The organism is Flavobacterium erigeronis, assembly GCF_054075165.1.
Genome location: NZ_JBSKGP010000003.1, coordinates 40,391 through 64,485, shown reverse-complemented (window position 1 = coordinate 64,485; position 24,095 = coordinate 40,391). Strand labels below are relative to the sequence as shown.

At 33.5% G+C, this 24,095-nt stretch carries 24 protein-coding genes; 15 read left to right on the top strand and 9 right to left on the bottom strand.

Translation table 11 applies throughout. The features are described 5' to 3' along the window. Nucleotides 1-90 precede the first annotated feature (90 nt). Nucleotides 91-1,029 (bottom strand): hypothetical protein, encoded by a 939-nt coding sequence (locus ACWA1F_RS06815; protein WP_456892715.1) that lies wholly within the window; start codon nucleotides 1,027-1,029, stop codon nucleotides 91-93. Between the two features lie 7 nt (nucleotides 1,030-1,036). Continuing rightward, complete coding sequence (locus ACWA1F_RS06810) at nucleotides 1,037-1,981, bottom strand: hypothetical protein (RefSeq protein WP_456892714.1); 945 nt, start codon at nucleotides 1,979-1,981, stop codon at nucleotides 1,037-1,039. A 132-nt stretch (nucleotides 1,982-2,113) separates the two neighbouring features. Between ACWA1F_RS06810 and ACWA1F_RS06805 the strand changes: the two genes are divergently transcribed. From ACWA1F_RS06805 to ACWA1F_RS06740, 14 genes are all read left to right on the top strand, one after another. Beyond that, nucleotides 2,114-2,875 (top strand): Rossmann-like and DUF2520 domain-containing protein, encoded by a 762-nt coding sequence (locus ACWA1F_RS06805; RefSeq protein WP_456892712.1) that lies wholly within the window; start codon nucleotides 2,114-2,116, stop codon nucleotides 2,873-2,875. Next, the gene (locus tag ACWA1F_RS06800; protein ID WP_456892710.1) at nucleotides 2,859-3,386 is read left to right on the top strand and encodes a KdsC family phosphatase; all 528 of its coding nucleotides are present in this window, start codon (nucleotides 2,859-2,861) and stop codon (nucleotides 3,384-3,386) included. The genes ACWA1F_RS06805 and ACWA1F_RS06800 overlap by 17 nt, the downstream gene beginning before the upstream one ends. Before the next feature lie 76 nt (nucleotides 3,387-3,462). Continuing rightward, a complete protein-coding gene (locus ACWA1F_RS06795; RefSeq protein WP_456892708.1) occupies nucleotides 3,463-4,389 on the top strand; it encodes a geranylgeranylglycerol-phosphate geranylgeranyltransferase in 927 nt (308 codons plus the stop codon). Continuing rightward, nucleotides 4,382-4,966 carry a Maf-like protein gene (locus tag ACWA1F_RS06790; protein WP_456892706.1) on the top strand — a complete coding sequence of 195 codons (585 nt, stop codon included), beginning with the start codon at nucleotides 4,382-4,384 and terminating at the stop codon, nucleotides 4,964-4,966. Before ACWA1F_RS06795 ends, ACWA1F_RS06790 begins: the two co-directional genes overlap by 8 nt. 10 nt (nucleotides 4,967-4,976) lie before the next feature. Further along, nucleotides 4,977-5,507: a mechanosensitive ion channel domain-containing protein gene (locus ACWA1F_RS06785; RefSeq protein WP_456892704.1), complete on the top strand. Its 531-nt coding sequence runs from the start codon at nucleotides 4,977-4,979 to the stop codon at nucleotides 5,505-5,507. 101 nt (nucleotides 5,508-5,608) lie between these two features. After that, complete coding sequence (locus tag ACWA1F_RS06780) at nucleotides 5,609-6,709, top strand: AI-2E family transporter (RefSeq protein ID WP_306154921.1); 1,101 nt, start codon at nucleotides 5,609-5,611, stop codon at nucleotides 6,707-6,709. Nucleotides 6,710-6,787: 78 nt separating this feature from the next. Beyond that, nucleotides 6,788-8,620: a hypothetical protein gene (locus ACWA1F_RS06775; RefSeq protein WP_456892702.1), complete on the top strand. Its 1,833-nt coding sequence runs from the start codon at nucleotides 6,788-6,790 to the stop codon at nucleotides 8,618-8,620. A gap of 177 nt (nucleotides 8,621-8,797) precedes the next feature. Beyond that, the gene (locus tag ACWA1F_RS06770; protein ID WP_306154917.1) at nucleotides 8,798-9,316 is read left to right on the top strand and encodes a hypothetical protein; all 519 of its coding nucleotides are present in this window, start codon (nucleotides 8,798-8,800) and stop codon (nucleotides 9,314-9,316) included. 206 nt (nucleotides 9,317-9,522) lie between these two features. After that, the gene (locus ACWA1F_RS06765; RefSeq protein ID WP_456892700.1) at nucleotides 9,523-11,148 is read left to right on the top strand and encodes an LVIVD repeat-containing protein; all 1,626 of its coding nucleotides are present in this window, start codon (nucleotides 9,523-9,525) and stop codon (nucleotides 11,146-11,148) included. A 187-nt stretch (nucleotides 11,149-11,335) separates the two neighbouring features. Then, nucleotides 11,336-13,867, top strand: coding sequence for a PIG-L family deacetylase (locus ACWA1F_RS06760; RefSeq protein ID WP_456892698.1), 2,532 nt, complete (start codon nucleotides 11,336-11,338; stop codon nucleotides 13,865-13,867). Nucleotides 13,868-13,981: 114 nt separating this feature from the next. Further along, on the top strand, nucleotides 13,982-15,709 hold the full coding sequence (locus tag ACWA1F_RS06755; protein ID WP_456892696.1) for a sodium:solute symporter family protein: 1,728 nt from the start codon (nucleotides 13,982-13,984) through the stop codon (nucleotides 15,707-15,709). Between the two features lie 46 nt (nucleotides 15,710-15,755). Next, on the top strand, nucleotides 15,756-16,193 hold the full coding sequence (locus ACWA1F_RS06750) for a hypothetical protein (RefSeq protein ID WP_456892694.1): 438 nt from the start codon (nucleotides 15,756-15,758) through the stop codon (nucleotides 16,191-16,193). A gap of 210 nt (nucleotides 16,194-16,403) precedes the next feature. After that, on the top strand, nucleotides 16,404-17,006 hold the full coding sequence (locus ACWA1F_RS06745; protein ID WP_456892692.1) for a hypothetical protein: 603 nt from the start codon (nucleotides 16,404-16,406) through the stop codon (nucleotides 17,004-17,006). Nucleotides 17,007-17,033: 27 nt separating this feature from the next. After that, complete coding sequence (locus ACWA1F_RS06740) at nucleotides 17,034-17,660, top strand: MCP four helix bundle domain-containing protein (RefSeq protein WP_456892690.1); 627 nt, start codon at nucleotides 17,034-17,036, stop codon at nucleotides 17,658-17,660. Nucleotides 17,661-17,706: 46 nt separating this feature from the next. Here the strand turns inward: ACWA1F_RS06740 and ACWA1F_RS06735 are convergent, their stop codons facing one another. The 7 genes from ACWA1F_RS06735 to ACWA1F_RS06705 form a co-directional block, all read right to left on the bottom strand. Continuing rightward, nucleotides 17,707-18,120 (bottom strand): DUF1348 family protein, encoded by a 414-nt coding sequence (locus ACWA1F_RS06735; protein ID WP_456892688.1) that lies wholly within the window; start codon nucleotides 18,118-18,120, stop codon nucleotides 17,707-17,709. Nucleotides 18,121-18,125: 5 nt separating this feature from the next. Further along, the gene (locus tag ACWA1F_RS06730; RefSeq protein ID WP_456892686.1) at nucleotides 18,126-18,647 is read right to left on the bottom strand and encodes a TetR/AcrR family transcriptional regulator; all 522 of its coding nucleotides are present in this window, start codon (nucleotides 18,645-18,647) and stop codon (nucleotides 18,126-18,128) included. 228 nt (nucleotides 18,648-18,875) lie between these two features. Then, the gene (locus ACWA1F_RS06725; RefSeq protein WP_456892684.1) at nucleotides 18,876-19,718 is read right to left on the bottom strand and encodes a DUF2911 domain-containing protein; all 843 of its coding nucleotides are present in this window, start codon (nucleotides 19,716-19,718) and stop codon (nucleotides 18,876-18,878) included. Nucleotides 19,719-19,787: 69 nt separating this feature from the next. After that, nucleotides 19,788-20,450, bottom strand: coding sequence for an HAD family hydrolase (locus tag ACWA1F_RS06720; protein ID WP_456892682.1), 663 nt, complete (start codon nucleotides 20,448-20,450; stop codon nucleotides 19,788-19,790). A 107-nt stretch (nucleotides 20,451-20,557) separates the two neighbouring features. Beyond that, nucleotides 20,558-21,271, bottom strand: coding sequence for a tRNA threonylcarbamoyladenosine dehydratase (locus tag ACWA1F_RS06715; RefSeq protein ID WP_456892680.1), 714 nt, complete (start codon nucleotides 21,269-21,271; stop codon nucleotides 20,558-20,560). Nucleotides 21,272-21,426: 155 nt separating this feature from the next. Next, complete coding sequence (locus ACWA1F_RS06710) at nucleotides 21,427-22,071, bottom strand: TatD family hydrolase (protein ID WP_456892678.1); 645 nt, start codon at nucleotides 22,069-22,071, stop codon at nucleotides 21,427-21,429. Beyond that, on the bottom strand, nucleotides 22,071-22,670 hold the full coding sequence (locus tag ACWA1F_RS06705) for a DUF1684 domain-containing protein (RefSeq protein ID WP_456892676.1): 600 nt from the start codon (nucleotides 22,668-22,670) through the stop codon (nucleotides 22,071-22,073). The genes ACWA1F_RS06710 and ACWA1F_RS06705 overlap by 1 nt, the downstream gene beginning before the upstream one ends. Nucleotides 22,671-22,769: 99 nt before the next feature. Here ACWA1F_RS06705 and ACWA1F_RS06700 point away from each other — a divergent pair, with 99 nt between their 5' ends. Beyond that, nucleotides 22,770-23,987: an MDR family MFS transporter gene (locus tag ACWA1F_RS06700; RefSeq protein ID WP_456892674.1), complete on the top strand. Its 1,218-nt coding sequence runs from the start codon at nucleotides 22,770-22,772 to the stop codon at nucleotides 23,985-23,987. Nucleotides 23,988-24,095 lie beyond the last annotated feature (108 nt).

The window sequence follows — 24,095 nt, the reverse complement described above, 5'->3', positions numbered from 1 at the left end:
AAAACCAAAAATAAAGACTATTTTCCAAACAAATTGATAATATAGAAAGTTTAAACTTACATAAACTTATCTGGGTTCATTAGCCTTTTTTTACTGTAATTTTCTTTTAAGACTTAGAATTTCTTCATTTTGCTGCTTGTTCTCTTTTATTAAATTTTCAATGCTTTTATTCTGATCAATTAGATAAAGGGTTAACTCCTCAATTTTCTGCAGAAGCTTGGCATTCATTTCACCTAATTGGATTCCGTTTTTCAAAACTTCTTCTTCACTTGGAATGTTTTCCAAATGCCCTTTTTCTTTAATATGATTTTCTACTTCCGCTAACGTTGGTAAGTCGTATTCTTTTTTAAATATATAATCTGGCCAGCCATACATATCAACTTTTACTTCTTTTGAATGAATTGTCCCGTTTACAGCAAGTTTTGAGTCAGGAGATGATGTTCCGATTCCTACATTTCCGCTATCCATTATAGCAAGACGACTTTCACACAGCCCGCCGCTAACACAACCTAAATTATCATAAGCGCAAAATTGCAAGCTATTGCCATAAGGTCCTGTCATATTATAAATTGTCCATCTTTGTGCAGTACCATTAGAATTTTTAGATGGGTTTATTAAACTTATAAAGCCTCCTGTATCACTAGAGATAGAACTAACAATAGATCCATTAATATATTGATTGCCTGTAAATGTGTTAGATCCCCTAGTTGCTATTTCAATCCAAGTTGGATTAGCCGCTACTCCTGCGGTAATTATTTTTCTAAAAAAAAATCTGTCATTCTCTGCAAAAGAAGACGTAAGCTGTAATTGACAGTTATTATTTGTATCAGTATGCCTTACAACAAAAAGATGTTGCCAAGGATGGCTTAGATCTGGAGAAACTCCAAATGCATTTGAACCGCTATACGCTCCTGATTTTAACGGTATTGTAAAATCATTAATAACTGGAGCATGGCCATCTCCTATTTGTTGTGAGAAAGCTAATGTTTTTATTAACAGTGTAACTATCAGTAGTGTAATTTTATTCATATTTGATTTACTTTAATTTATTTTCAATTTCTGTTAATCGTTCTGAAAGCTTTTTAAAAGCTTTGTTTTCCTCTTTTAATACTTCTATTTCTTTTGATTGTTGAATTGAGTATAAGGTTAACTCTTCAATTTTCTGCAAAAGCTTCACATTCATTTCACCTAGATGAATTCCGTTTTTCAAAACTTCCTCCTCGCTTGGAATATTTTCCAAATGCCCTTTTTCTTTAATATGATTTTCTACCTCTGCTAAAGTTGGCAAATTGTATTCTTTTTTAAATACATAATCTGGCCAAATATCCGTGTTTACTTTAACTTCTTTTGAATGTATTGTTCCATTTACTGTTAATTTTGAATCAGGATTCGATGTTCCAATTCCTACGTTTCCAGCAAAAAAAGACAATGATTTATAGTCAATTCCATTATAACGCTGCACAAATTGCTGATTTATACCATGTTCATTCCATATAGTTTGCAGTATAAGATTATATTCAGTATTTCTAGAAGACCACTTTTGAGTATCATTGGTACCTACTTCAATATTGGGTGAATATACTTCTAAGAAAGCAGATGGCGATGCAGTACCAATACCTACTTTTCCACTAAAAACTTGATCTCCTGTAAATGTGTTAGCTCCTCTAGTTGCAAGTTCAAACCAAGATGGATTGCCTGTATTCCTAGTCTTTCTGAAAAATAATCTATCATTCTCTGTATAAGAAGAAGAAAGCTGCAATTGAAAAACATTATTAGGATTTCCATGCCTAATAACAAATAGGTGGCTCCAATCATAACTTATGTCGGGAATTCCTCCTACAGCATTAAATCCACTATATACTCCTGAATTAATTGGACCAGTATAATCACTTACACCTGGAGCTAACCCTTCACCTATTTGTTGTGAAAAAACACAACACGACCCCAGCAACGCTGCAAAACTTAAAATTTTTCTTTTCATTTTTTTTATTAATTATTTTCGTTCAAATATAGTTACATTTCGATATTTAAAATAGTAAATCATTAATTGGTAAAAATTAGATTTAGAAAAAAACAGAATAGCTTTGTAAAAAATAATACTAATTTTGCTTTCATGATTCAGATAACAATAATCGGTTCCGGCAACGTTGCGCAGCATTTGATAAAGGCTTTTTCTGCCAGCAAAATTGTTGAAATTAAACAGGTTTTTTCGCGAAAGCGAGAAGCTTTACTTCATTTAATTGATTCTGAAAAGATTGTAACCGATCTTGCTCAATTAGAGCCGTCTGATTTGCACATTATTTCGGTTTCAGACAATGCTATTACAGAAGTTTCAGAACAGCTTCCTTTCAACAATCAGTTGGTTGTGCATACTTCGGGCACATCTTCTATAGCGCTTTTAGATCCTAAAAATCGTAGGGGTGTTTTTTATCCGCTTCAGACATTTTCTAAGAATAAAACATTAGATTATTCTATTATTCCTTTCTGTTTGGAAGCAGAAAATACGGCCGATTTTAAACTTTTAGAAACCATAGCAAAAAGCGTTTCAACTGCTGTTTATCCGATAAGTTCAGAACAGCGTAAAGCGCTTCACGTCGCTGCTGTTTTTGTGAGCAATTTTACTAATCACTTATACCAAATGGGACAGGAAATTTGTGAAGAAAATCAAGTTCCGTTTGCTGTTTTAAGACCTTTAATTCAGGAAACTGCAGACAAAATTAATACCCTTGATCCGATTGATGCGCAAACTGGTCCAGCCGTACGCCACGATTCTATTACTACCGATGCGCATGTGGCTTTTTTACAAGAAGAAAACAAAAAAAATATCTATAAAATCCTAACACAATCTATACAGCATAATGGCAAAAAGTTATAAAGAAATAATGAATGACATCACAACGTTTGTTTTTGATGTAGACGGCGTACTTACAGACAGTTCTGTTTTTGTAACTAATGAAGGCGAAATGTTAAGAACAATGAATATACGTGATGGTTATGCTATGAAAGCAGCTATTGAAAGTGGTTACCATGTCTGCATTATTTCTGGAGGAAGCAACGAAGGCGTTCGTATTCGCCTTAATAATCTTGGAGTTAAAGATGTTTATTTAGGAACTCCTGACAAAGTAAAAACATTGCAAGAATATATAGATGCAAACAATATCAAACACGAAAATGTTTTATATATGGGAGATGACATTCCAGATTTTCATGTTATGAAACTAGTCGGTCTTCCAACTTGCCCGCAAGATGCTAGTCCAGAAATTAAAAATATCTGCCGCTATATTTCGCATGTAAAAGGCGGACGTGGCGCCGTGAGAGACGTAATTGAACAAGTAATGAAAGTGCAGGGAAAATGGATGGATTACTTTAACGGAAAACACGATTAAACAATTTTAGATTTCTGATTTTAGATTAAATAAAACGCAGAACCTTAGCCCCTTAGCAACTCAGAACCTTAGAAAAATGAAATTCCTAAATCTTATTCGATATAAAAATTTACTAATGCTTGCTTTTATGCAGCTGCTCTTTCGTTATGCTTTTTTAAAACAGCAGGAAGTTCCGCTGGCATTGGCTGACTGGCAATACGGCTTACTCGTTTTGAGCACCGTTTTACTGGCTGCTGCAGGTTACGTAATCAATAATATTTATGATGTTGGAACCGATACTATTAATAAACCAAACGATGTTGTGGTTGGAAAAGGAATCTCAGAAACCGCTGCCTACAATATTTATATCGGATTGAACATTTCTGGAGTTGCCATCGGTTTTATTTTGTCGAATATCATCATGAGGCCGACTTTTGCGTCACTTTTTATTCTAATTGCTTCCCTTTTATATTTTTATGCGACAACGCTAAAACAAATCATGATTTTAGGCAATTTTGTAGTGGCATTGCTTTTAGCGGCAAGCGTATTAATTATTGGCGTTTTTGATCTTTTCCCAGCTACTACGGGAGAAAATCAAGCACAAATGGCTAGTCTTTTTTCTATTCTGACCGATTATGCTTTGTTTGCTTTTATGATCAATTTTATTCGCGAAATCGTAAAAGACATTGAAGATGTAAATGGCGATTACAATATGGGATTTAATACGCTCCCAGTGGCAATCGGGGTGAACAGAGCTGCGAAAATTGCTTTAGGTTTTGCGATTGTTGCTTTTATTATGTGTGGACTTTACTGCAATACTTATTTCATGCAAAATAAGCTTTACATTGCTGTATTTTACGCTTTTATAACAGTTTTAGCACCTTTGCTTTATTTTATTGTAAAAATCTTTAGTGCAAAATCGCAGAAAGATTTTCATCATTTAAGCAGTATTTTAAAACTTATTTTGTTCTTCGGAATTTTATCAATCTTGGTTATTGCCTTAAATATCAAATACAATGCTTAAAGAAAAACTAAAAAAATATAAAATCATTTTGGCGTCGGGATCTCCGCGCAGACAACAGTTCTTTAAGGATTTAGACCTTGATTTTGAAATTCGCTTAAAAGATGTGGAAGAAATTTATCCCCCAGAATTAAAAGCGGCTGAAATCACCGATTATCTTGCTGAACTAAAAGCAAATGCGTTTGAAGGAGAATTAAATGAGAATGAAATTCTAGTTACAAGCGACACGATTGTTTGGCATCAAAATAAAGCTTTAGGAAAGCCAAAAAACGCTGAAGAAGCTTTTGCCATGATTAAATCTATGTCGAATACTTCTCACGAAGTTTTTACATCGGTTTGCTTTAAAACCAACTCCTCTTCTACCCTGATTAATGATGTTACAAAGGTAACTTTTAACGATTTGTCTGACGAAGCGATTCAATATTATATCGAAAATTACAAACCTTACGATAAAGCCGGTGCTTATGGCATTCAGGAATGGTTTGGTTTTATGGCAGTTGCAAAAGTAGAAGGCTCGTATACCAATGTTATGGGACTTCCGACAGCCAAAGTTTACGAATTTTTGATTACATTAGTGTAAAAATTTATTTATGTTTTCTTTTAAAGAGTATAGCCGCGAAATAATTGCCACAATCATTCTTATAGCTGTTTTGATAGTGCTTCGAATGATAGTTGCCAAACTGATAAGACGCTTTGCTTCTACAAGCCAATTATTTGAGCATCGCACCAATTTAATTATCAAGTACATCAATATTTTGATGAACATTCTCATAGTCACAAGTTTAATTGTAATTTGGGGAGTTCAGACAGAAGATATTTTTATTACAATTTCGTCTATTGCAACGGTAATTGGCGTTGCCATGTTTGCGCAATGGTCTATTCTGAGCAACATTACTTCTGGAATGGTTTTATTTTTCTCCTTCCCTTTCCGAATTGGAGATACGATTAAAATACACGACAAAGATTTTCCTATAGAAGCTGAAATTGAAGATATCAATACGTTTCACGTAAGCTTAAAAACAAAAGAAGGAGAAAAAATCGTTTTCCCAAACAATTTATTGTTGCAAAAAGGAATTTCAATTATTCCGGCAAAGTATGAAGAACGCGAGTTTTTTGACTAAAATCTAATGGGAATTTTATAACGGCCAGAAAAAAAGCTAGAACAGAAAAAGACAAATAAAGTGTAATATTTGTTTTATAAATTCAGCTAAATAAAAATAAAATGACTCGGCCCATAACTTTACCGTTCTATGCAAAACTTTCCTTTATTCTTGTAACTTTAATTTGTTTTGCATTCATTTTTTGTCTCGGAAAAAATATACTTACACCAATTCTAATGGCATTTTTATTTGCCGTTTTATTGCTTCCGATTTTTACATTTTTAAATACCAAACTTAAGTTCCCTAGACATCTTGCAGCGTTAATCTGTATGATCATTTTTATATCGGTGATAGCTGGAATTCTGGTTTTTATCTCCTATCAAGTCACCTACATGGCAAATGATTTTGATACGATAAAGAAAAATGCAAATGCTTTTATCCTTGAAATTCACAAATTCATACGAGAGAATTTCGAGGTCAGTATAGGTGAACAAAAAAAATACTTGGATTCTGTTACTCAAGACTCAGTTAAAACGGGTCAGGCAAAATTGGGTTCGTTTATAATTTCTATAAGTGATGTCCTTTTAGACAGCACCATAATGATTATTTATACTTTTCTATTTCTAATTTATAAAGAACACTTTAAACTGTTTTTTGCGAAACTAATCAAAAAAGAAAATCATGATGTTTTGCAGGATATTTTAGGACAGATAAAAGTTTCGATCAACAATTATATCGTAAGTCTAATTATCGAAATGATTGTGGTTTCGGTCTTAACCAGTTTGGGGCTATGGATAATTGGTATTAAATACTTTATTCTTCTCGGATTAATTACGGGAATTTTGAATCTTATTCCGTATATCGGAATTACAATTGCAGGAATTATTACTGTCCTTGCATCTTTAACAGGATCGGGAGAAATGTCTGTAATTACCGGAATCCTTATTGTAAATATTATTGTCCAATTTATAGATAATAATCTGCTTGTCCCTTTAATTATTAATTCTAAAGTAGAAATAAACGCTTTTGTTTCGATTATGGGAATTATTGTTGGCGGTGCGGCTGCGGGAATTGCTGGAATGTTTTTAGCCATCCCGCTTTTGGCTATCTTAAAAATCATTTTTGATCGAATTGAATCGCTTTCAGCCTGGGGTTATCTCATGGGAAATCATGTGCCCCGAAAATTTGCTTGGAGGAAAAGAAAAATTCCTGCAGAAAATTAAAAAAGCGTTATGCTAGCATAGCATTTATTTATTCCTTATATTCATAAAACTTAATCTTTATTAGAAGAAAATTACCGCATGTCTTTACATCAAAAAATACTGTTTTTTATTTTGCTGTGCTTTTGCTTACAAAGCGGATATGCGCAGGTAGATCAGAATAAAAAAGAGCCAAAAACCAAAAAAGACAGTACGGAGATTTATACCAAAATTAGAAATTACTCTAAGAAAAATAAATTTACGCAGACCATGCATAAATTGTTTTTCAGATCTAAAAAGTCTAAGAAAAAAGAAGAATTGCTTGTTAAGATTGATTCAACCAATTACGAAGGAAAAATTATTCGAAAAATCAATATTATTACGTTAGATCCTTTTGGACATTCGGTTGCCGATACCACTCAAATGCCTAAAAATTGGGGAGAAAGAATGGGTAACCGACTTCACTTAAAAACAAAAAAAATAGCGATTTATAATTTGTTGCTTTTTAAGAAAAATACACCTTATAATACCTATAAAGTTCTGGAGTCTGAACGTTTGATTCGTGCACAGCGCTATGTTACGGCAGTTCGAATTTCGAATCAGAGCGTTGGACAAGCTTCAGATTCAGTAGATGTTACAATTCGTGTTTTGGATTCTTGGAGTACGATTCCGAGGTTTTCTATTTCGAGTAATCGAGTTTCCGTGGGTTTTAAAGAAAAAGATTTTTTTGGATCTGGCCAGCAATTAGAATATCGTTTTACAAATCGCTTTGATGATGGACGAACTGCTAATGAAGTTACTTATACGGTTCCGAATATTAAAAACACTTATATTGGAACTGTTCTCCATTATAATATGGACTTAGACAATAATTATATTAAAAGTATAAATGTTGAGCGAGACTTCTACTCTCCTCTGACCAAATGGGCTGGTGGTGTATATGTTGATGAATATTTTCGTAAAGATACCCTTCAAGCTCCCGATCTTACTTATGCTTACCAACCTGTAAAATATACGTCTCAAGATCTCTGGGCGGGACGCGCTTTTAAAGTTTTTGAAGATCCTCATAAAGCCATTACCAATCTTATTGCGACGGCAAGATTTATGAATAAAAATTTTAGTGAAACACCAACTGAAGAGTACGATCCTGATCATTTTTTTTCTGACGAAAAGCTGATTTTAAGTGGAATAGGTTTAAATACACGAAAATTTATTCAGGATAGTTATATTTTTAGAAATGGGCAGACCGAAGACGTCGCTACGGGAAGAATCTACGGAATTACTTTTGGCTATCAGTACAAAAACACTTACTGGAGGCCATATATTGGAGCGCAATATTCTTTTGGAAATTACTATCGTTTGGGTTTCTTAAGTATGAATTTTGAGGCAGGAACTTTTTTCCATCAGTCCAAAACCTATCAGACGGCATTTTTATTAGAATCGAATTATTTTACCAAATTATACACTATTGGAAATTGGAAATTGAGACAATTCGTTAATCCAAAATTTGTTATTGGTATTAATAGAGATAATATTATTGCAGATGAATTAAATATAAATGAAATTAATGGTATTCCTGGATTCAACAGTGCAGTTTACGGAACCAGTAAAGCAGTTTTATCCCTTCAAACCCAAACCTATTCGCCTCATTCTTTGTTAGGTTTTCGTTTAAACCCATTTTTTAATTATTCAGTTGCCGTATTAGGAAGTCCAGAAGTGGCTATGACCAAAAGCAAACCCTATTCTAAAATTACCGTAGGACTGCTTATCAACAATGACTATTTGGTTTTCAGTTCGTTCCAGCTATCTCTTTCCTATTACCCAAGTATTCCGCAGCAAGGCGATAATGTTTTCAAAACCAATACTTTTGAAACCACCGATTACAAATTGCAAAATTTTGAACTCGCAAAACCTAGAATTGTCGATTACAGATAATTTTTTTACTTTTTTCTTCGAATAATTAAAGTTTTAAAATTCAAACAATTACATCTTTTCGGGTTATTCTAAATTCGATAAAATGCATTTTTATTCGACGAAAAACATCTGTTTTTATTTTTTGGCACAGTATGTGAATATCCCTATTCAAGAATAACATTTAAAAAAATAAAAAAGATGAAAACGATAAAATTAGCAATCGCCGGATTATTTCTAATGGTTGCAAACGCCACGCAAGCCCAAGTATCGGTAAACGTTAACATTGGATCTCCACCGGCTTGGGGACCAGCAGGATATACAGAAATGGAATATTACTATCTTCCAGATGTTGAGGCTTACTATGATGTTCGTGCATCTCAATTCATCTATTTTGGAGGAGGAAAATGGGTAAGAGCAAGATACTTGCCTAGACAATATAGAAACTATGATTTGTATGGAGGTTACAAAGTAGTATTGACAGATTATCATGGTAGAACTCCGTACACCTACTTTGACCGTCATAAAGTAAAATACTATAGAGGTTACCACGGAGCGCCGCAAAGACCTTACAAACCAAGACCGGTTTATGGTTACAGTGAGCGTCGTCATTACGATCGTAAAGACTACAAACATTACGACAAACACGATAAACACCACGGAAGACATGACCATGACGACCACGATCATGACCATGATCACGGAAGAGGAAGAAGATAATGCTAAATTACTAGTAATCAACACAAGAGAGTATCAAAAAAATGATACTCTCTTTTTTTTATGATTTGTTTAATCTGATGTTTTGTTAAAATGTTGTATATTTAATATAAATGACTGTATAACAATAAGTTTCTCTATTAAAACCCTTGTTCAATTCATTTAAACTATATATTTGCGCCGAATTTTAAAACCCAAAAAAGAAATTTATGAAAAAGAATGTTTATTTGCTTTCATTTTTATCAATGTCACTGTTAATAGGCTGTGACGATAACAATGACAGCAATAACGGTGGACAATCGTCAGATAACATTACTATTACCTCAGATCAATCTACTTTAAACAAAAGGCTTGACCTAACTAATTCTGGGGTAATCTCGATCGAAAACGGTTCTTTGACAGGAAAAGCTGCTGAAACAGCGACTACGACTTTTCCTTTAGTTCAAATTGCCGAAGTTAAACCGCCAGTTGATGCAAGCGGTAGAACATTACAAGCTAGTCACGTAACAGTAAACGGAAATTATGCTTATGTTTCTTATATTATGAGAGGCGATGCTTATTCTGGAGCTATTGACGTTATTGATGTTTCGGATCCTTACAAACCTAAATTGGTCACTTCTGCCCTAATTCCAAATACTGATATTACTTCTCTAACTTTTTCAGGATCAAATTTAATTATTGGAGCTGCAAAAGATGTGGATAAAGATGCTCAGCTTGCAGGAAATCCGGCAATTGTATTTAATATGCCATTAAGCTCAGGATTATTGACTAGCAATTTAACTACAAATTATTTAGAAAGCAGAGTGACAACAGATGTTGCGGCTAATGCTTCTAACTATTTTGCGGTAACAGGAGACAACGGAAGTTTGTATAAAGTAAGCAGTTCTACAAAAGTAATTGCAGGAAAAGCTGCTGTAACAGATTTGCGTTCTGTTGCTCTAACAAGTGATAAAGTTGTTACTTTAAGCGGAAATAAAGGAGTTAACATCTATAATCAGTCAAATCTAGCTTTGCAAAAAAGCTTTACAACTTCTACAGATGTAAGCGGTGCAAAAAGAACGATGGATGTTGACGGAACAAAACTTTTTGTTTCTGAAGGTCCAAACGGTCTTGGCGTTTACGACATCAACAGCGGATCTAAATTGCAGACTATCGGAATTGCAACTGCTGGTGAAGACAATGTAACCAATGCCGTTTCTTACAATGACGGTTATGCATTTGTTGCAAACGGAGCTTTAGGACTTAATGTGTATCAATCTGCAACACAGCTTAATTTGTTAGGTTCTGTAGGAATCGCAGGTTCTTCAAACTACGTAAAATCAAGTGGTAACTATATTTATGTGGCAAGCGGAACAGGCGGTTTGAAAATCATTAAAATGGAAAAGCTAAATACTACTTTTGCAAGCTGTTTAACTTATGGTTTGTATAATCAAGGAAGAGATTTGATTTTAAATTCTAATGAAGTAAAATCGTACCAAGGAGCAACGGCTATTAATTCAGCAATTATTAATAATGGTGCAACTTTAACACATTGCGGTTCGATTGCCGTTTTAAGCAATTTGACTTTAAACAGCGGTGGTACATTTAATATGAGAGGAAGTTTATCTCAAGGTAAATACCAGCAATCGTCTCCAACAGAATTGATTATCAACGATAAAGCTACATTGCAAGTTGAGGGATCTGTTGTAATTTGGGGAGATTTAAGATTGAACAGCGGTGCTAAAATCAACTTTATTGGCAACACTTCTACAATTACTATTTATGGAAAAGTGACCAAAGGAAGCAATGTTACCATTACTGGAAACTACGTTGATACAGAGAACAAATTGAAATAAGCGATAAAGGCTCAAATATATATTTTCAAAAAGCTGTCAGAATTAAACTGGCAGCTTTTTTTGTTTTTATTTTCAAATAACTGTCAAATAACTGTCAAATAACGATCATTAACATTTCATTTAAATACTGTTCCATAAAATAATTAGTATTTTTGAAGCACTTTCAAAAAAAACAATTAACCAGAATATGCGAAAAATACAGATTCAAATCATTCTTCTATTTTTTATAGGTTTTCAAATTTCATTTGCACAGCAGCCACAAAAACCAAATTCAGTTGAAATTTACAATCAAATCAAAAAATTAAACTTTTTAGGTTCAGTATTGTATCTTGCCGCGCATCCAGATGATGAAAACACTAGAATGATTTCGTATTTAGCCAATGATATGAATGCCAGAACAGCTTATTTATCGCTTACTCGCGGTGATGGCGGGCAAAACTTAATTGGTCCGCAATTGCGCGAATTACTTGGTGTTATTAGAACTCAAGAATTAATTGAAGCTCGAAAAATAGATGGAGGCGAACAATTCTTTTCGAGGGCGAATGATTTTGGTTTTTCAAAAAATCCATCAGAAACTTTAGATATCTGGGACAAAGATAAAGTCTTAGCCGATGTAGTTTGGACTATCAGAAAATTTCAGCCAGACATTATTATTAATAGATTTGATCACCGTTCGCCAGGCACAACGCACGGGCATCACACTTCCTCTGCTATGTTGAGTGTTGAAAGTTTTAAATTAACGAATGATCCGAAAGTTTATCCTGAACAATTAAAATATGTTACGCCTTGGCAGGTAAAACGCCAGTTTTTTAATCCTTCTTGGTGGTTTTACGGAAGCCAAGAAAAATTTGATGCTGCCAATAAATCTAAATTTACAAAACTTGAAACCGGCGTTTACTACACAGGAATTGGTAAATCAAACCAAGAAATCGCAGCTTTAAGCCGAAGCCGTCACCAATCGCAAGGATTTGGAAGCACTGGAGTTCGCGGTGAAGAAACAGAATATCTGGAACTAATTAATGGTGAAACCCCAAAAGAACGCGATAATTTATTTGACGGAATTGACACAAGCTGGAATCGCGTTAAAAACGGAAAACCAGTTGGTGATTTGATTGCTTCTATTATCTCAAAATACGATTTCAGCAATCCTTCTGCCAGTATTCCAGATTTAGTTAAAGCCTATTCTATGATTCAAGCTTTAGACGATACACACTGGAAAAATATTAAATCTGCTGCTATAAAAAACATAATCGCCTCTTGTTCTGGCTTATACCTTGAAGCCGTTGCCAATGAACAAGAAGCAACTCCAGGAAGCACAATTAAATTAAGTATTGAAGCGATTAACAGATGTGCAGTTCGAATGCAGTTAGTTAGCGTAACAACACTTCCAGACAATCAGACTACAGCTCAAAACATTATTTTAAAAAACAATAACGATCAAAAAATCAACCTGTCGCTACAGCTTCCAAGCAATATGGAATATACGCAGCCTTATTGGTTAAAAGAAAAAGCTACTGTTGGAATGTATACCGTTTCTAATCAGGAAATTATTGGAATTCCAGATATTATTAGAGAGACAAAAGTTGTTTTTAATGTAAAAATCAATGATATCGAAATTCCGTTTGAACGTACGGTTGTGTACAAATACAACGACGGCGTAAAAGGCGAAATGTATAATTTTCTAGATATAGTTCCAGAAGTTACTACTTCAATTTTAGAAAGAGTTTTGCTTTTTAGAGATACCAAAAGCAAAATGATTCCGGTGAAAGTACGCGCAGGAAAAGACAATATTAAAGGAAATCTACAATTAGAATTGCCAAAAAGCTGGAGTATTTCTCCAAAAGAAATTCCGTTTGCTTTAGAGAAGAAAGGCACTGAACAAATCTTTTATTTTGAAGTGACACCGCCTGTTAATCCAGAAGAAGTTACAGCAAAAAGCGTTGCAATTGTTGACAATAAACGTTTTGACAAAGATCAGACTATTATAGAATTCAGTCATATTACCAAACAAATGGTTTTAAAACCGGCTGAATCAAAATTTATTAGAATGGATTTAAGAACTTCTGGCGATGCTATTGCTTACATCATGGGCGCAGGAGACGAAGTTCCTGAAAGTTTAGCGCAAATGGGATACAAAGTTTCTGTTATAAAACCTGATGAAATTACGCCAGAAAAACTAGATTCTTTCAGCACTGTAATTACCGGAATCCGTGCTTACAATACCGTAAATGCTTTGGCCAACAAGCAAAACATTCTTTTTAATTTTGTAAAAAGCGGTAAAAATATGATTGTGCAGTACAATACAAACGGAAAATTGGTAACCGATAAAATTGCTCCGTATCCGTTAAAATTATCAAATGATCGCGTAACCGAAGAAAATGCAAAAATTACTTTTCTAGCACCAAATCATCCTGTTTTAAATACGCCAAATAAAATCTCAGAAAATGATTTTAAAGGCTGGACACAAGAACAAGGTTTGTATTATCCAAATGAATACGATCCTGCCTTCACTCCTATTATTTCGTCGCACGACAAAGGAGAATCTGCTAAAGACGGAGCTTTGCTTGTTGCGCCATACGGAAAAGGATATTACATCTATACAGGTTTGAGTTTCTTTAGAGAATTGCCAGAAGGCGTTTCTGGTGCCTATCGATTATTATCGAATATTATTTCTCTAAAACAGCCAATTGAAGCTCCTAAACAAGATTTAAAGCAATAAAATATGGAAGCTAAAAAAACAAAAAAATGGAAAAAAAGCTACACTTATGTTCTGGTAGCCAATGCAATTTATATTGCTATTTTCTTTTTAATCATGCAATTATACTCATAACCTATGCAGCTATTTGACTGGATCGTACTTATTGTCACCTTATTATTTATCGTTGGATATGGCTCTTGGAAAACCCGAGGCAGTAAAAACGTAGAGGATTTCATTTTAGGAAATAATGAAACGCCTTGGTATACTGTCGGACTTTCTGTAATGGCCACACAAGCAAGTGCGATTACCTTTTTATCTACGCCTGGACAAGCCTATCATGACGGTATGGGTTTTGTGCAATTCTATTTTGGACTTCCAATTGCGATGATTGTCATTTGTGTGACTTTTATTCCGCTATATCATAAAAGCAAAGTTTTTACGGCTTACGAATTTTTAGAAAAAAGATTTGATGTTAAAACACGTTCTCTTGCCGCTATTTTGTTTTTAGTGCAAAGAGGTTTAGGAACTGGATTAACGATTTACGCGCCAGCTATTATTTTATCTGCTCTTTTGGGTTGGAATTTGACTGTAATGAATATCATTATTGGAGTAATGGTAATTATCTATACTTTTTCAGGAGGAACAAAAGCAGTAAACGTGACGCAAAAACAGCAGATGTTTGTCATTATGTCTGGAATGTTTATCACCTTTTTTCTGATTCTCCATTATCTTCCAAACGATATGACTTTTACCAGTGCGCTACATATTGCTGGTGCAAATGACAAAATGAATATTGTTGATTTTTCTTTTAATCCTGAAGAAAAATATACTTTTTGGAGTGGTATTACGGGAGGTTTCTTTTTGGCTCTTGCCTATTTTGGAACAGACCAATCTCAAGTTGGACGCTATTTATCTGGGAAATCAGTTCGCGAAAGTCAGATGGGATTAATCATGAACGGACTTCTAAAAGTACCAATGCAGTTCTTTATTCTTTTGACAGGAGTTATGGTTTTTGTGTTTTTTCAATTCAATCCGGTTCCTTTAAATTTCAATCCGAATAACAAGATTGCAATTGAAAAATCAGCTTTTAAAGAAGAATACCATGCTTTAGAACAAAAATTGGTCAAACTTTCAGAAGATAAAAAAGTGATCAATTTATTGTATATCGATCAGTTAAATCAAGATTACGACAATCCGATTTTGCGTAAAGAATTGGTTGCATTGTCTAATAAAGAAAAAGATCTTCGCGATAAAGCCAAAGACATTATTTCGAGAGCCGATAGCAATACCGAAACTAATGATAAAGATTATGTCTTTTTCCATTTTATCCTGCATTATCTGCCAAAAGGCTTGATCGGATTGCTATTAGCCGTTATTCTTTCAGCAGCAATGTCTTCTACCGCTTCTGGATTAACTGCATTGGCTTCTACAACCGCAATTGACATTTACAAACGAAATCAGAAAGAAGAAAAATCAGAAAAGCATTATTTGAATGTTACTAAGTTTTTTACTCTATTTTGGGGAGTTGTAGCGATACTTTTTGCGTGCGTGGGAACTTTATTTGAAAATCTTATTCAGCTTGTAAACATTATCGGTTCAATTTTCTACGGAACCGTTTTAGGAATATTTCTTGTTGCTTTTTATTCTAAACGAGTTAAAGCAAAACCGATGTTCATTAGCGCAATTATCAGTCAGCTGACTATTTTTGTAATTTATTATTTTATGATTTACAGCCAGGAAAAACTGGGTTATTTATGGCTGAACTTTATCGGAGCTATTTTGACAATCGTATTATCTGAAATATTGCAGTTTTTATTTTTCAGAGGAAAATCTGATCATGATAATGAAATAATTTTAGATTAAAATGAATCAGAAAGTGTTCTTATTGCTGTCATTCTTTTCATTTTTTTTGGCTGAAAGTCAAAATCTTGATGATTCTAGTACAGCTGAAGACACTTCGATTTCTGCTCAATTGTACACGAAATGCTTTGATAATTTAAATCAAGGAAATGAAATATTAATGAATTACGGATTTAAAAGTTCCAAATTTTGCTCTTTAATCAATTGTTCTTTTCTTTTATCTTGTAAAGAAATTGATTTACAAATGGCTGGCGAACAAAGACTAATAGGAATAACTACACAATTGTTTAATGAAGGAAATCCTGTTTATTTATTTAGTGGCATGGAAAGTTACTTAACTCAACAGCAAAAAAATGAAAATTTAAAAGATGATAATCATATTGTTTACATTAGCTATGGAGATTGTGTATCTCCAAATTTTCTTCATAAAGCAGCAGATATCGTTAATAAACAAACTTCATCACTAATTAAAAAATCTCTCAAGTAACACCGATACCCTAGCCCTGATGGTAGCGACATCCTTTTGTCTCGTTTCTTTAACGAGACAAAAGATATAGCGGACAGCAGGAAACAGCTCCTTAAAATTCACAAAACTATTTTCTTCAAATACAATTCTTCAATTTTTGTAAGTAAAAAAAGATTATTTTAGTGTGATATAATACTACCACTAAAACCAAACTAATTTTAAACTAAAGAAATGAAGATTTCAGACGATTTAGAAAAGCTATTGCCTTTCGGATATCTCTTCCTAATTATGATGGGAATACTTAAAGACAGCATTTATTATTATCAATTCGGAATTAATATATTAAGATATTCTACTATAATGGATGTTTTAATAAGTCCAATCGCTGAATTTACTTCAAACCCTATAATTCTGGGAGCGATAATCGTGCTCTTTGTAATTCATTTTTACCTTCCATCTTTTTTGGCTAAGTATAAAAATGTGGCGTATGTAAAAAGATCTTTTGAGTTAAAATCAACTGACGAATTAACTCCTGCAGAAACCAAAAGTTATTATAATTCTATTGCTATAAAATCTCTTGTACTTTTCTTGTTGTCTTTTTTTCTAGGTTACGGATTTGCTGGTGGTTATTTTACCACAAAAAAGTTAAAAGAAAACAGATTAGATTACAGCTATCAGATTGATTTTAATGAGGGAGAATCTAAAAATGTTTATGTTATTGGAAATAACAGTTTGTACTATTTCTATTTTGTTAAAGGGAATAAAAAGATCAAGATTACTCCTTTGGCATCTATAAAAAATATAGAGCTTATTGAAAACAAAATGATTGATTAAAGTTTTAGTAATCTAAAAAAAAGCGTTATGAAAGACCAAAAAAAATACAGCAATAAAACCAAAGCCGCTTTTATTCTGTTAGTTGTAATGCTGATTATTTTACTAGGCAATTTTAATACGCTTCGAAATTCCAAAAATGTAAATGATAATATCAATGCGATTTACAAAGATCGATTGGTTGTAGCGCATTATATTTTTCAATATTCCAAGCAACTTCATTTTATAAAAGCCGAAGCTGAAAAACTGAATTTAAGCGATAATATTAAAAAAGATGAAATTATTCATACGCTCGATATTATTCATAATATTGACGATCTGTATGCTAAAACAGTTTTAACCAATAAAGAAAAACAGTATTTTGACGCTTTTTTAAGTTCTTGCAAAGAAATCAATAAACAAGTTGAAAGTAAAAACTGGGACAAAATAGCCAATTCTAGTGCCGAAGCTTTAAAAACGTTGGAATCTCTTTCTCAAATTCAAATTAAAGAAGGAAAAGCAAAACTTGAAGCGGCAAATGCCATGTATAATAAAAACAATGTCCTTGGCCAGCTTCAAATTGCGCTGCTCATAATTCTAGGAGGAATTACTTTTTATCTTTTGATAAAGAAAATCAAAAAAACAATCAAGATTCCTGAACCGCCCTCTATGAATTAAATTCCAATATCTAAAATTCCAAATTCCAAGTTTTACTTCAAAACCATTACTTAAATTTTCTGTCTTCTTCAGAAATTTGAAGATCGTTTATACTGGCAAATCTTTTCTGCATTAAACCATTTGCATCAAATTCCCAGTTTTCATTTCCGTAAGCACGAAACCATTTTCCATCATTATCTTGGTATTCATACTCAAATCTTACTGCAATTCTGTTATCGGTATGAGCCCAATATTCTTTTTTTAACTTGTAGTTTTTCTCTTTTTTCCACTTTTCAGTCAAAAAAGGAACGATTTCATCTCGTCCGTTTACAAATTTATCTCTGTTTCTCCATTCGCTATCAATGGTATACGCTTTTGAAACTCTTTCAGGATCTTGACTATTCCAAGCATCTTCTGCCAATTGAATTTTTTCTAATGCCGTTTCTAAAGTGAAAGGAGGCAATGGTAATTTCTGTTCCATACTATTTAAATTAAAGTTTGAATTATTTTTTTTGATTGTTCTATTAACTGATCTGACTTAAATAACTGACTTTCGATAATACAGCTTTCAAATAGCAGATATACGTGATCTGATAGTAAATCATCGTTTAAAATATCTCTAAAATAAGTCCGTAAATCACTTTTATGATTCTGGATAACGCTAAGTATCTTTACATTATCTGACGGAATTTCTGAAAGTATATTTAAAAAACTGCAGCCTCTGAAGTCCTCTTTTTTATTCATAAAAATCAAAAAGTCAAAAGACATTGTAATCTTCGAATTCGAATCTTCAGCATTTACAGTAAATTTTAGTAGCTGATCAAACCAAAAAGAATGGCGCTTTTCTAAAAAAGCAACACATAAATCTTCTTTTGATTTGAAATGCTGATAAAAACTAGCCTTTGCTACTTTGGCCTCTTCAATAATCTGATTTATCCCCGTAGCGTTATAACCTTGTTTATGAAACAAGTTAAAAGTCTTTTCTAAAATTCTTTCTTTTGGTTGCATATCAAATTATTTACTCTGCAAATATAATACTTTTTAAAACAAACAGACAAGTCTGTCTATATTTATTTTTAAAAACACAAAGCTTTGCGAACTTTGCGTTATTATTACGTTCTATATTAAAAAAAACCTTGCGCCCTTTGCGTTTAAAAAAAGCAAAAAAAAATTCCAAAACCCGAAAGCTTTGGAATTTGATATTTTAAAATTGGAATTTAATAATCCGCAGCATTATTATCTGCTCCACTCTGCGATACTGTCTTTGTTCAATTTTACGTAGTCAGCGTTGTTTGCCGCTTCAGCAGATGCTAAAGAAGCTTTTGCCGTTTCTACTGCACCTTTTTTGTCACCTTGTTTTGCTTGTATTTGAGATTTTAATCTTAATACATAGTATGGTTTGTCTGAACTCATATCTAAAGCTTTGTCTACGTAAGTTCTAGCAGTTTCGATATTTCCGTTTGCTTGAAATAAATATTGAGATGCTGCAAAATAATCGTTCCAAGTTGGACCAGCCAGAGCTTTGTCGATACTTGCTGTAGCGATTTTAGCAGTTGGCACTTCAAATTTTAAAGCTACATGAGAGTTTTCCCAAGCAATATCTAAATATCCAAAATTTGGATCTAAACCGTTAATCCCAATTGTAAATGTTTCAACAGGAGTTGGCAATGCCTCTTCTTTTACCGTAGTTTTTAAAGCTACATAAGAATCGCTCCAGTTTTCTGGCAATCCCCAGTTGTCTGTAGAAAGATAGAAAATGATATCCCAGCTTTCGATTCTAGGAACGGTATAAATCGCGTATTTTCCTTTCTTTAGCGTTTTTCCATCGATTATTACATCGTCGCTAAAATTGATGATGGTATTTTCGTTAGCTCCTGTTCTCCATAGTTTCCCAAACGGAACCAAATTTCCGAACACAGCTCTTCCTCTTGCTCCCGGTCTTGAATACGTAACTTCAACATCAGTTAAACCAACAGTTTGTTTAATATATCCTTTTGGACTTGCTTGCGGTGTTTTTACTTGTGCTTCTGATGCTAATGGAGCTAGGATCAGGGCTAAAGCAATAAGTAGTTTCTTCATTATTTTAAGTTTTATTTTTTATCAAATTTACAAATTCAATCAGCTAACAAATGTTAAATTTTATATAATTCAAGCCTTTAACTGTGATATTTTTTCTGCATTTAATTCGTTAAAATGATCGATAACTAAGTCCGCTTCTGATAAATCCTGATGGTGCGAATGCTCGCTCTTGTATCCTACACAGTAAATCCCTGCTCCTTTTGCTGCTTTGATGCCATTTGTGCTGTCTTCGATAATGATGCATTCTTCTTTTGGAGCCACAGACAAGGAAGCCGCATGAATAAATATCGCCGGGTTTGGTTTTGACTGAGGGAAATCTTCTCCGCTCACAATATGGGTAAAATATTGGTGCAGATTAAATCTTGTAAAAACACGATCGATAGTTACTTTAGAAGCCGAAGAAGCTAAAATTAATTGGATTCCGTTCTTATACAAATCTTTAATTAAATCTTCAACACCATCTAGAAGATATAAATCTTCTTTAGTATCAAAAGCATCATTAAAAATAGTTCTCTTTCTCTGAATCAAATCTTCTACTTCCTGCTCAACACTCGGAAAATAACTTTTCAAAGTTTGAAACGTATTTCGAGTCGAGAATCCTGTAAATGTGGTGTACATTTCCTCAGGAACTTCGATATTCAATTCTGAAAATTGCAAATAATAAGCATAACGATGAACAGGCTCTGTGTCAACAATTACGCCGTCCATATCAAAAATTACTGTTTTAATCATTTTTTTTAAGTTGCTAAGAGGCAAAGTGACAAAGGGGCAAAGCTTGAAGTACTGAAACGAATCACATTTTGGTTACTTTGTCTCTTTGTCACTTTGAATCTTTGTTCCTATTTAGATAATAAATAACGAATCACTGTTTCAGCAGCATGCAAACCAAATAATCCAGGCATATAGCTGTTTGTTCCGTAGAATGACTTTTTGAAGTTTTTTCCGTCTGTTAATTTTAAGCTTTTTTCATCCTGAATTTCAGAAGAAAAAACCACTTTCAATTTGTTGATTTTTAACTCTCTAAGACGTTTACGAATTGTTTTAGAGAAATAACAGTTTATGGTTTTAGAAATATCCGCCACTTTTACTTTAGAAGCCAACATTTTTCCGCCAGCGCCCATACTGCTGATGATTTTGACTCTATTGCGTTTGGCACCCATAATTAAATTTAATTTTGGCGTAATGCTGTCAATACAATCTAAAACATAATCAAATTCTGGAGAAACTATTTCGAAAGCGCGTTCTGGAGATAGAAATTCTTGAACACGAGTTAAATTTAATTCTGGATTAATATCCATCAAACGATCTCCCACAATTTTAATTTTAGGCTCACCAACTGTAGAATGCAAAGCTGGCAATTGACGGTTAATATTGGTAATATCTACAACGTCTCCGTCTACAATTGTCATATTCCCTACTCCTGCTCTTGCTAAAAATTCTGCTGCAAAAGATCCAACACCTCCAAGTCCAACGACTAAAACGTTAGCTTTTTTTAAATTTTCTAATCCTTCTTTAGTAAACAAAAGCTCAGCTCTTTCTGTCCATTCTGCCATATATTCTTTCTTTGTTGTTTTTTTATTATTGTTTATTTTTTTGTTTCATGTTTCATGTTTCAAGTTTTGTCACCCTGAGCGGAGTCGAAGGGCGTTCCAATTGTTAGTTGGCTTCGACTCCGCTCAGCCTGACAAACTACATTTGACTTTTCACATTACTCAAAGACACTTTTATAATTACTTGAAATAATCTCTTGCAATTCTTTTATATCTAAATCTTTATATTCGGCCGCCAATTCATAAATCTGTACAATTGATTCTTCAATTGTATCGGTTTCTAAGAAAAAACGATCGTTTGGAACATTCTGAAAAACCATTTTTAAATCTGGATTCTTCAATAGATATTTTCCAAACGAAAGATAAAATCCAGCTGTAATTAATTGTTGTGCCAACTGATTGTTCTTTGCAAAACCATGAATAATCATTGGAACTTTTATATTCCTTTTTTTCTTAATCGCCATGATTTCCTGGAATGCGGCAACGCAATGTATAACGACTGGTTTCTTATATTCTTCTGCCAATTCTAATTGCTTTTCAAACACGGAAATCTGCAGATCAAACGGCACTTCAATTCTTTTATCTAAACCGCACTCGCCTATTGCAAGACAATTTTGCGTTTGCAGTTTTTCTTTTATAATTTTCAAATCTTCATCAATTCGATTTTCCTCAATATACCACGGATGAATTCCGATAGAATAAAACGGAATTGTAGCATCAAAATCTTTTGGATACTGGTTAACCAGCTCTAAAACATTAGATTTATTGGTAAATTGATGGGTATGAAAATTAAAATATTCCATTAATGAAAAGCTTTTACGCCTGCTTTGATTTCAATTTTTAAATCATTTTCTTGAGGCACAAGCGGACAAGAATACTTATAGTTGTAAGCACAATACGGATTATAAGCTTGGTTGAAATCAATTGCAATGGTATTTCCTTTTGGAACTTCCAAATCAATATATCGGCCTCCAATGTAGCTTTGTTTTCCGCTTGTTAAATCTGAAAAAGGCAAAAAGAGATGGTTTTTATATTTTTCCTGCACCAAAAGTTCGAGACTTTGGTAAACGGCAAGTGAAAATGATTTTCCGTTTATTTTGAAGTTTAAAGTTCCATATTTAGTATACTTTGATGTACGGGCTCCAGAAGTTTTCATGTCAAAAGCTTTTCCGCCTTTAGCTTTCACGAGCGTCGCATTCACAAAATAAGTTTCAGAAATTGGAAAAAAATCTAAGCTTTTGAAAGTCTTCAAATCTTCAGCCATTAACGGACTTGTCTTAGGATCAGCGTATTCTGAGTTGATTTTCTTTTGAAATTTTTGAGCATCAGCTTTGCTAAACTTTTTTTGAGCAAAGCCAAAATTAAAAACCAACAATAAAGCTAGGGCGTTTATAGTTTTCATCTTAGAAATTTTATGCAAAAATAGTTCAAAAGTAACAAAACGACAACCACTTAACGAGACAAAGTTTCCTAACTTTGTGACGATAATTTATCACACAAAATGCTTAAAAACGCCGTAACCCACTACATTAACAACTTTAGAGGTTTTACCCGAGAAGTTTGGATTCTTGCTATCATTACTTTTATTAACCGCGCCGGAACAATGGTTCTTCCTTTTTTATCCAAATATTTAAAAGAAGATCTTCATTTTTCGTACAATCAAGTTGGGTGGATTATGGTCGCGTTTGGTTTAGGCTCTATGTTGGGTTCTTGGCTTGGCGGTAAATTATCAGATAAAATCGGGTTTTATAAAATCATGATTTTTAGTTTATTCACCAGCGGAGTTTCTCTTTTCTTTGTACAATATATTACCACTTTCTGGTCGCTTTGCGCAGCGATGTTTGTTCTTATGACGATTGCAGATATGTTTCGCCCGGCTATGTTTGTGTCTCTTGGGGCTTATGCAAAACCCGAAAATAGAACTCGAGCACTTACACTGGTACGTCTTGCTGTAAATCTTGGTTTCGCTGCTGGTCCCGCTCTTGGAGGCTTAATTATTATGGGAATGGGTTATTCTGGACTCTTCTGGGTTGATGGAGCTTCGTGTATTATTTCGATCTCAATTTTTGCTTTGCTGGTAAAAGAAAAGAAAAAAGCAACTCACGACGATAAAGCAGAAAGCGCTACGGAAATAAAATCGGTATTTCATGATAAAATTTTCTGGGTTTTCTTATTTGTAAGTTTTATTACAGCCATGATTTTCTTTCAGCTGTTTACTACTCTTCCTTTATATCATAATGAAAAATTTGGTTTAAGCGAATTCCAAACAGGTCTTTTAATGACGCTCAACGGTCTTTTAATATTTTCTCTCGAAATGCCAACGGTTGGCTTTTTAGAACGAAAAGCTTTTCCAAAAATCCGAATCATTATTATAGGATCTTTTGTGATGGCTTCCAGTTTCTTCTTACTTCTCATCAATTTCTGGGCTGGAATTCTTGTGGTAAGCATGGTTTGCATTTCTATAGGAGAAGTTTTGACTTTCCCCTTTTCTAATGCATTTGCTTTAAGCCGTGCACCACGCGGGCAAGAAGGCCGTTATATGGCGCTTTATACTATGAGTTTTAGTTTGGCTCATATTATCAGTTCTAAACTTGGGTTCGAAATTATTACCCGATTTGGCTATCAAATTAACTGGCTATTTATGGCTTGCATTGGTGTTGTCGCTACGGGATGCTGCATTTGGATTAAGAATGCCTTAGTCAACGAGAAGATTTCATAAAATATTTTTTTAACTTTTTAAAACACTATAATTCAATTTATTACTATTAAATTTGAATGGCTTTTTTGCGCTCTAAACTCAAACCTAACTTAATTTTTAGTTAAATAA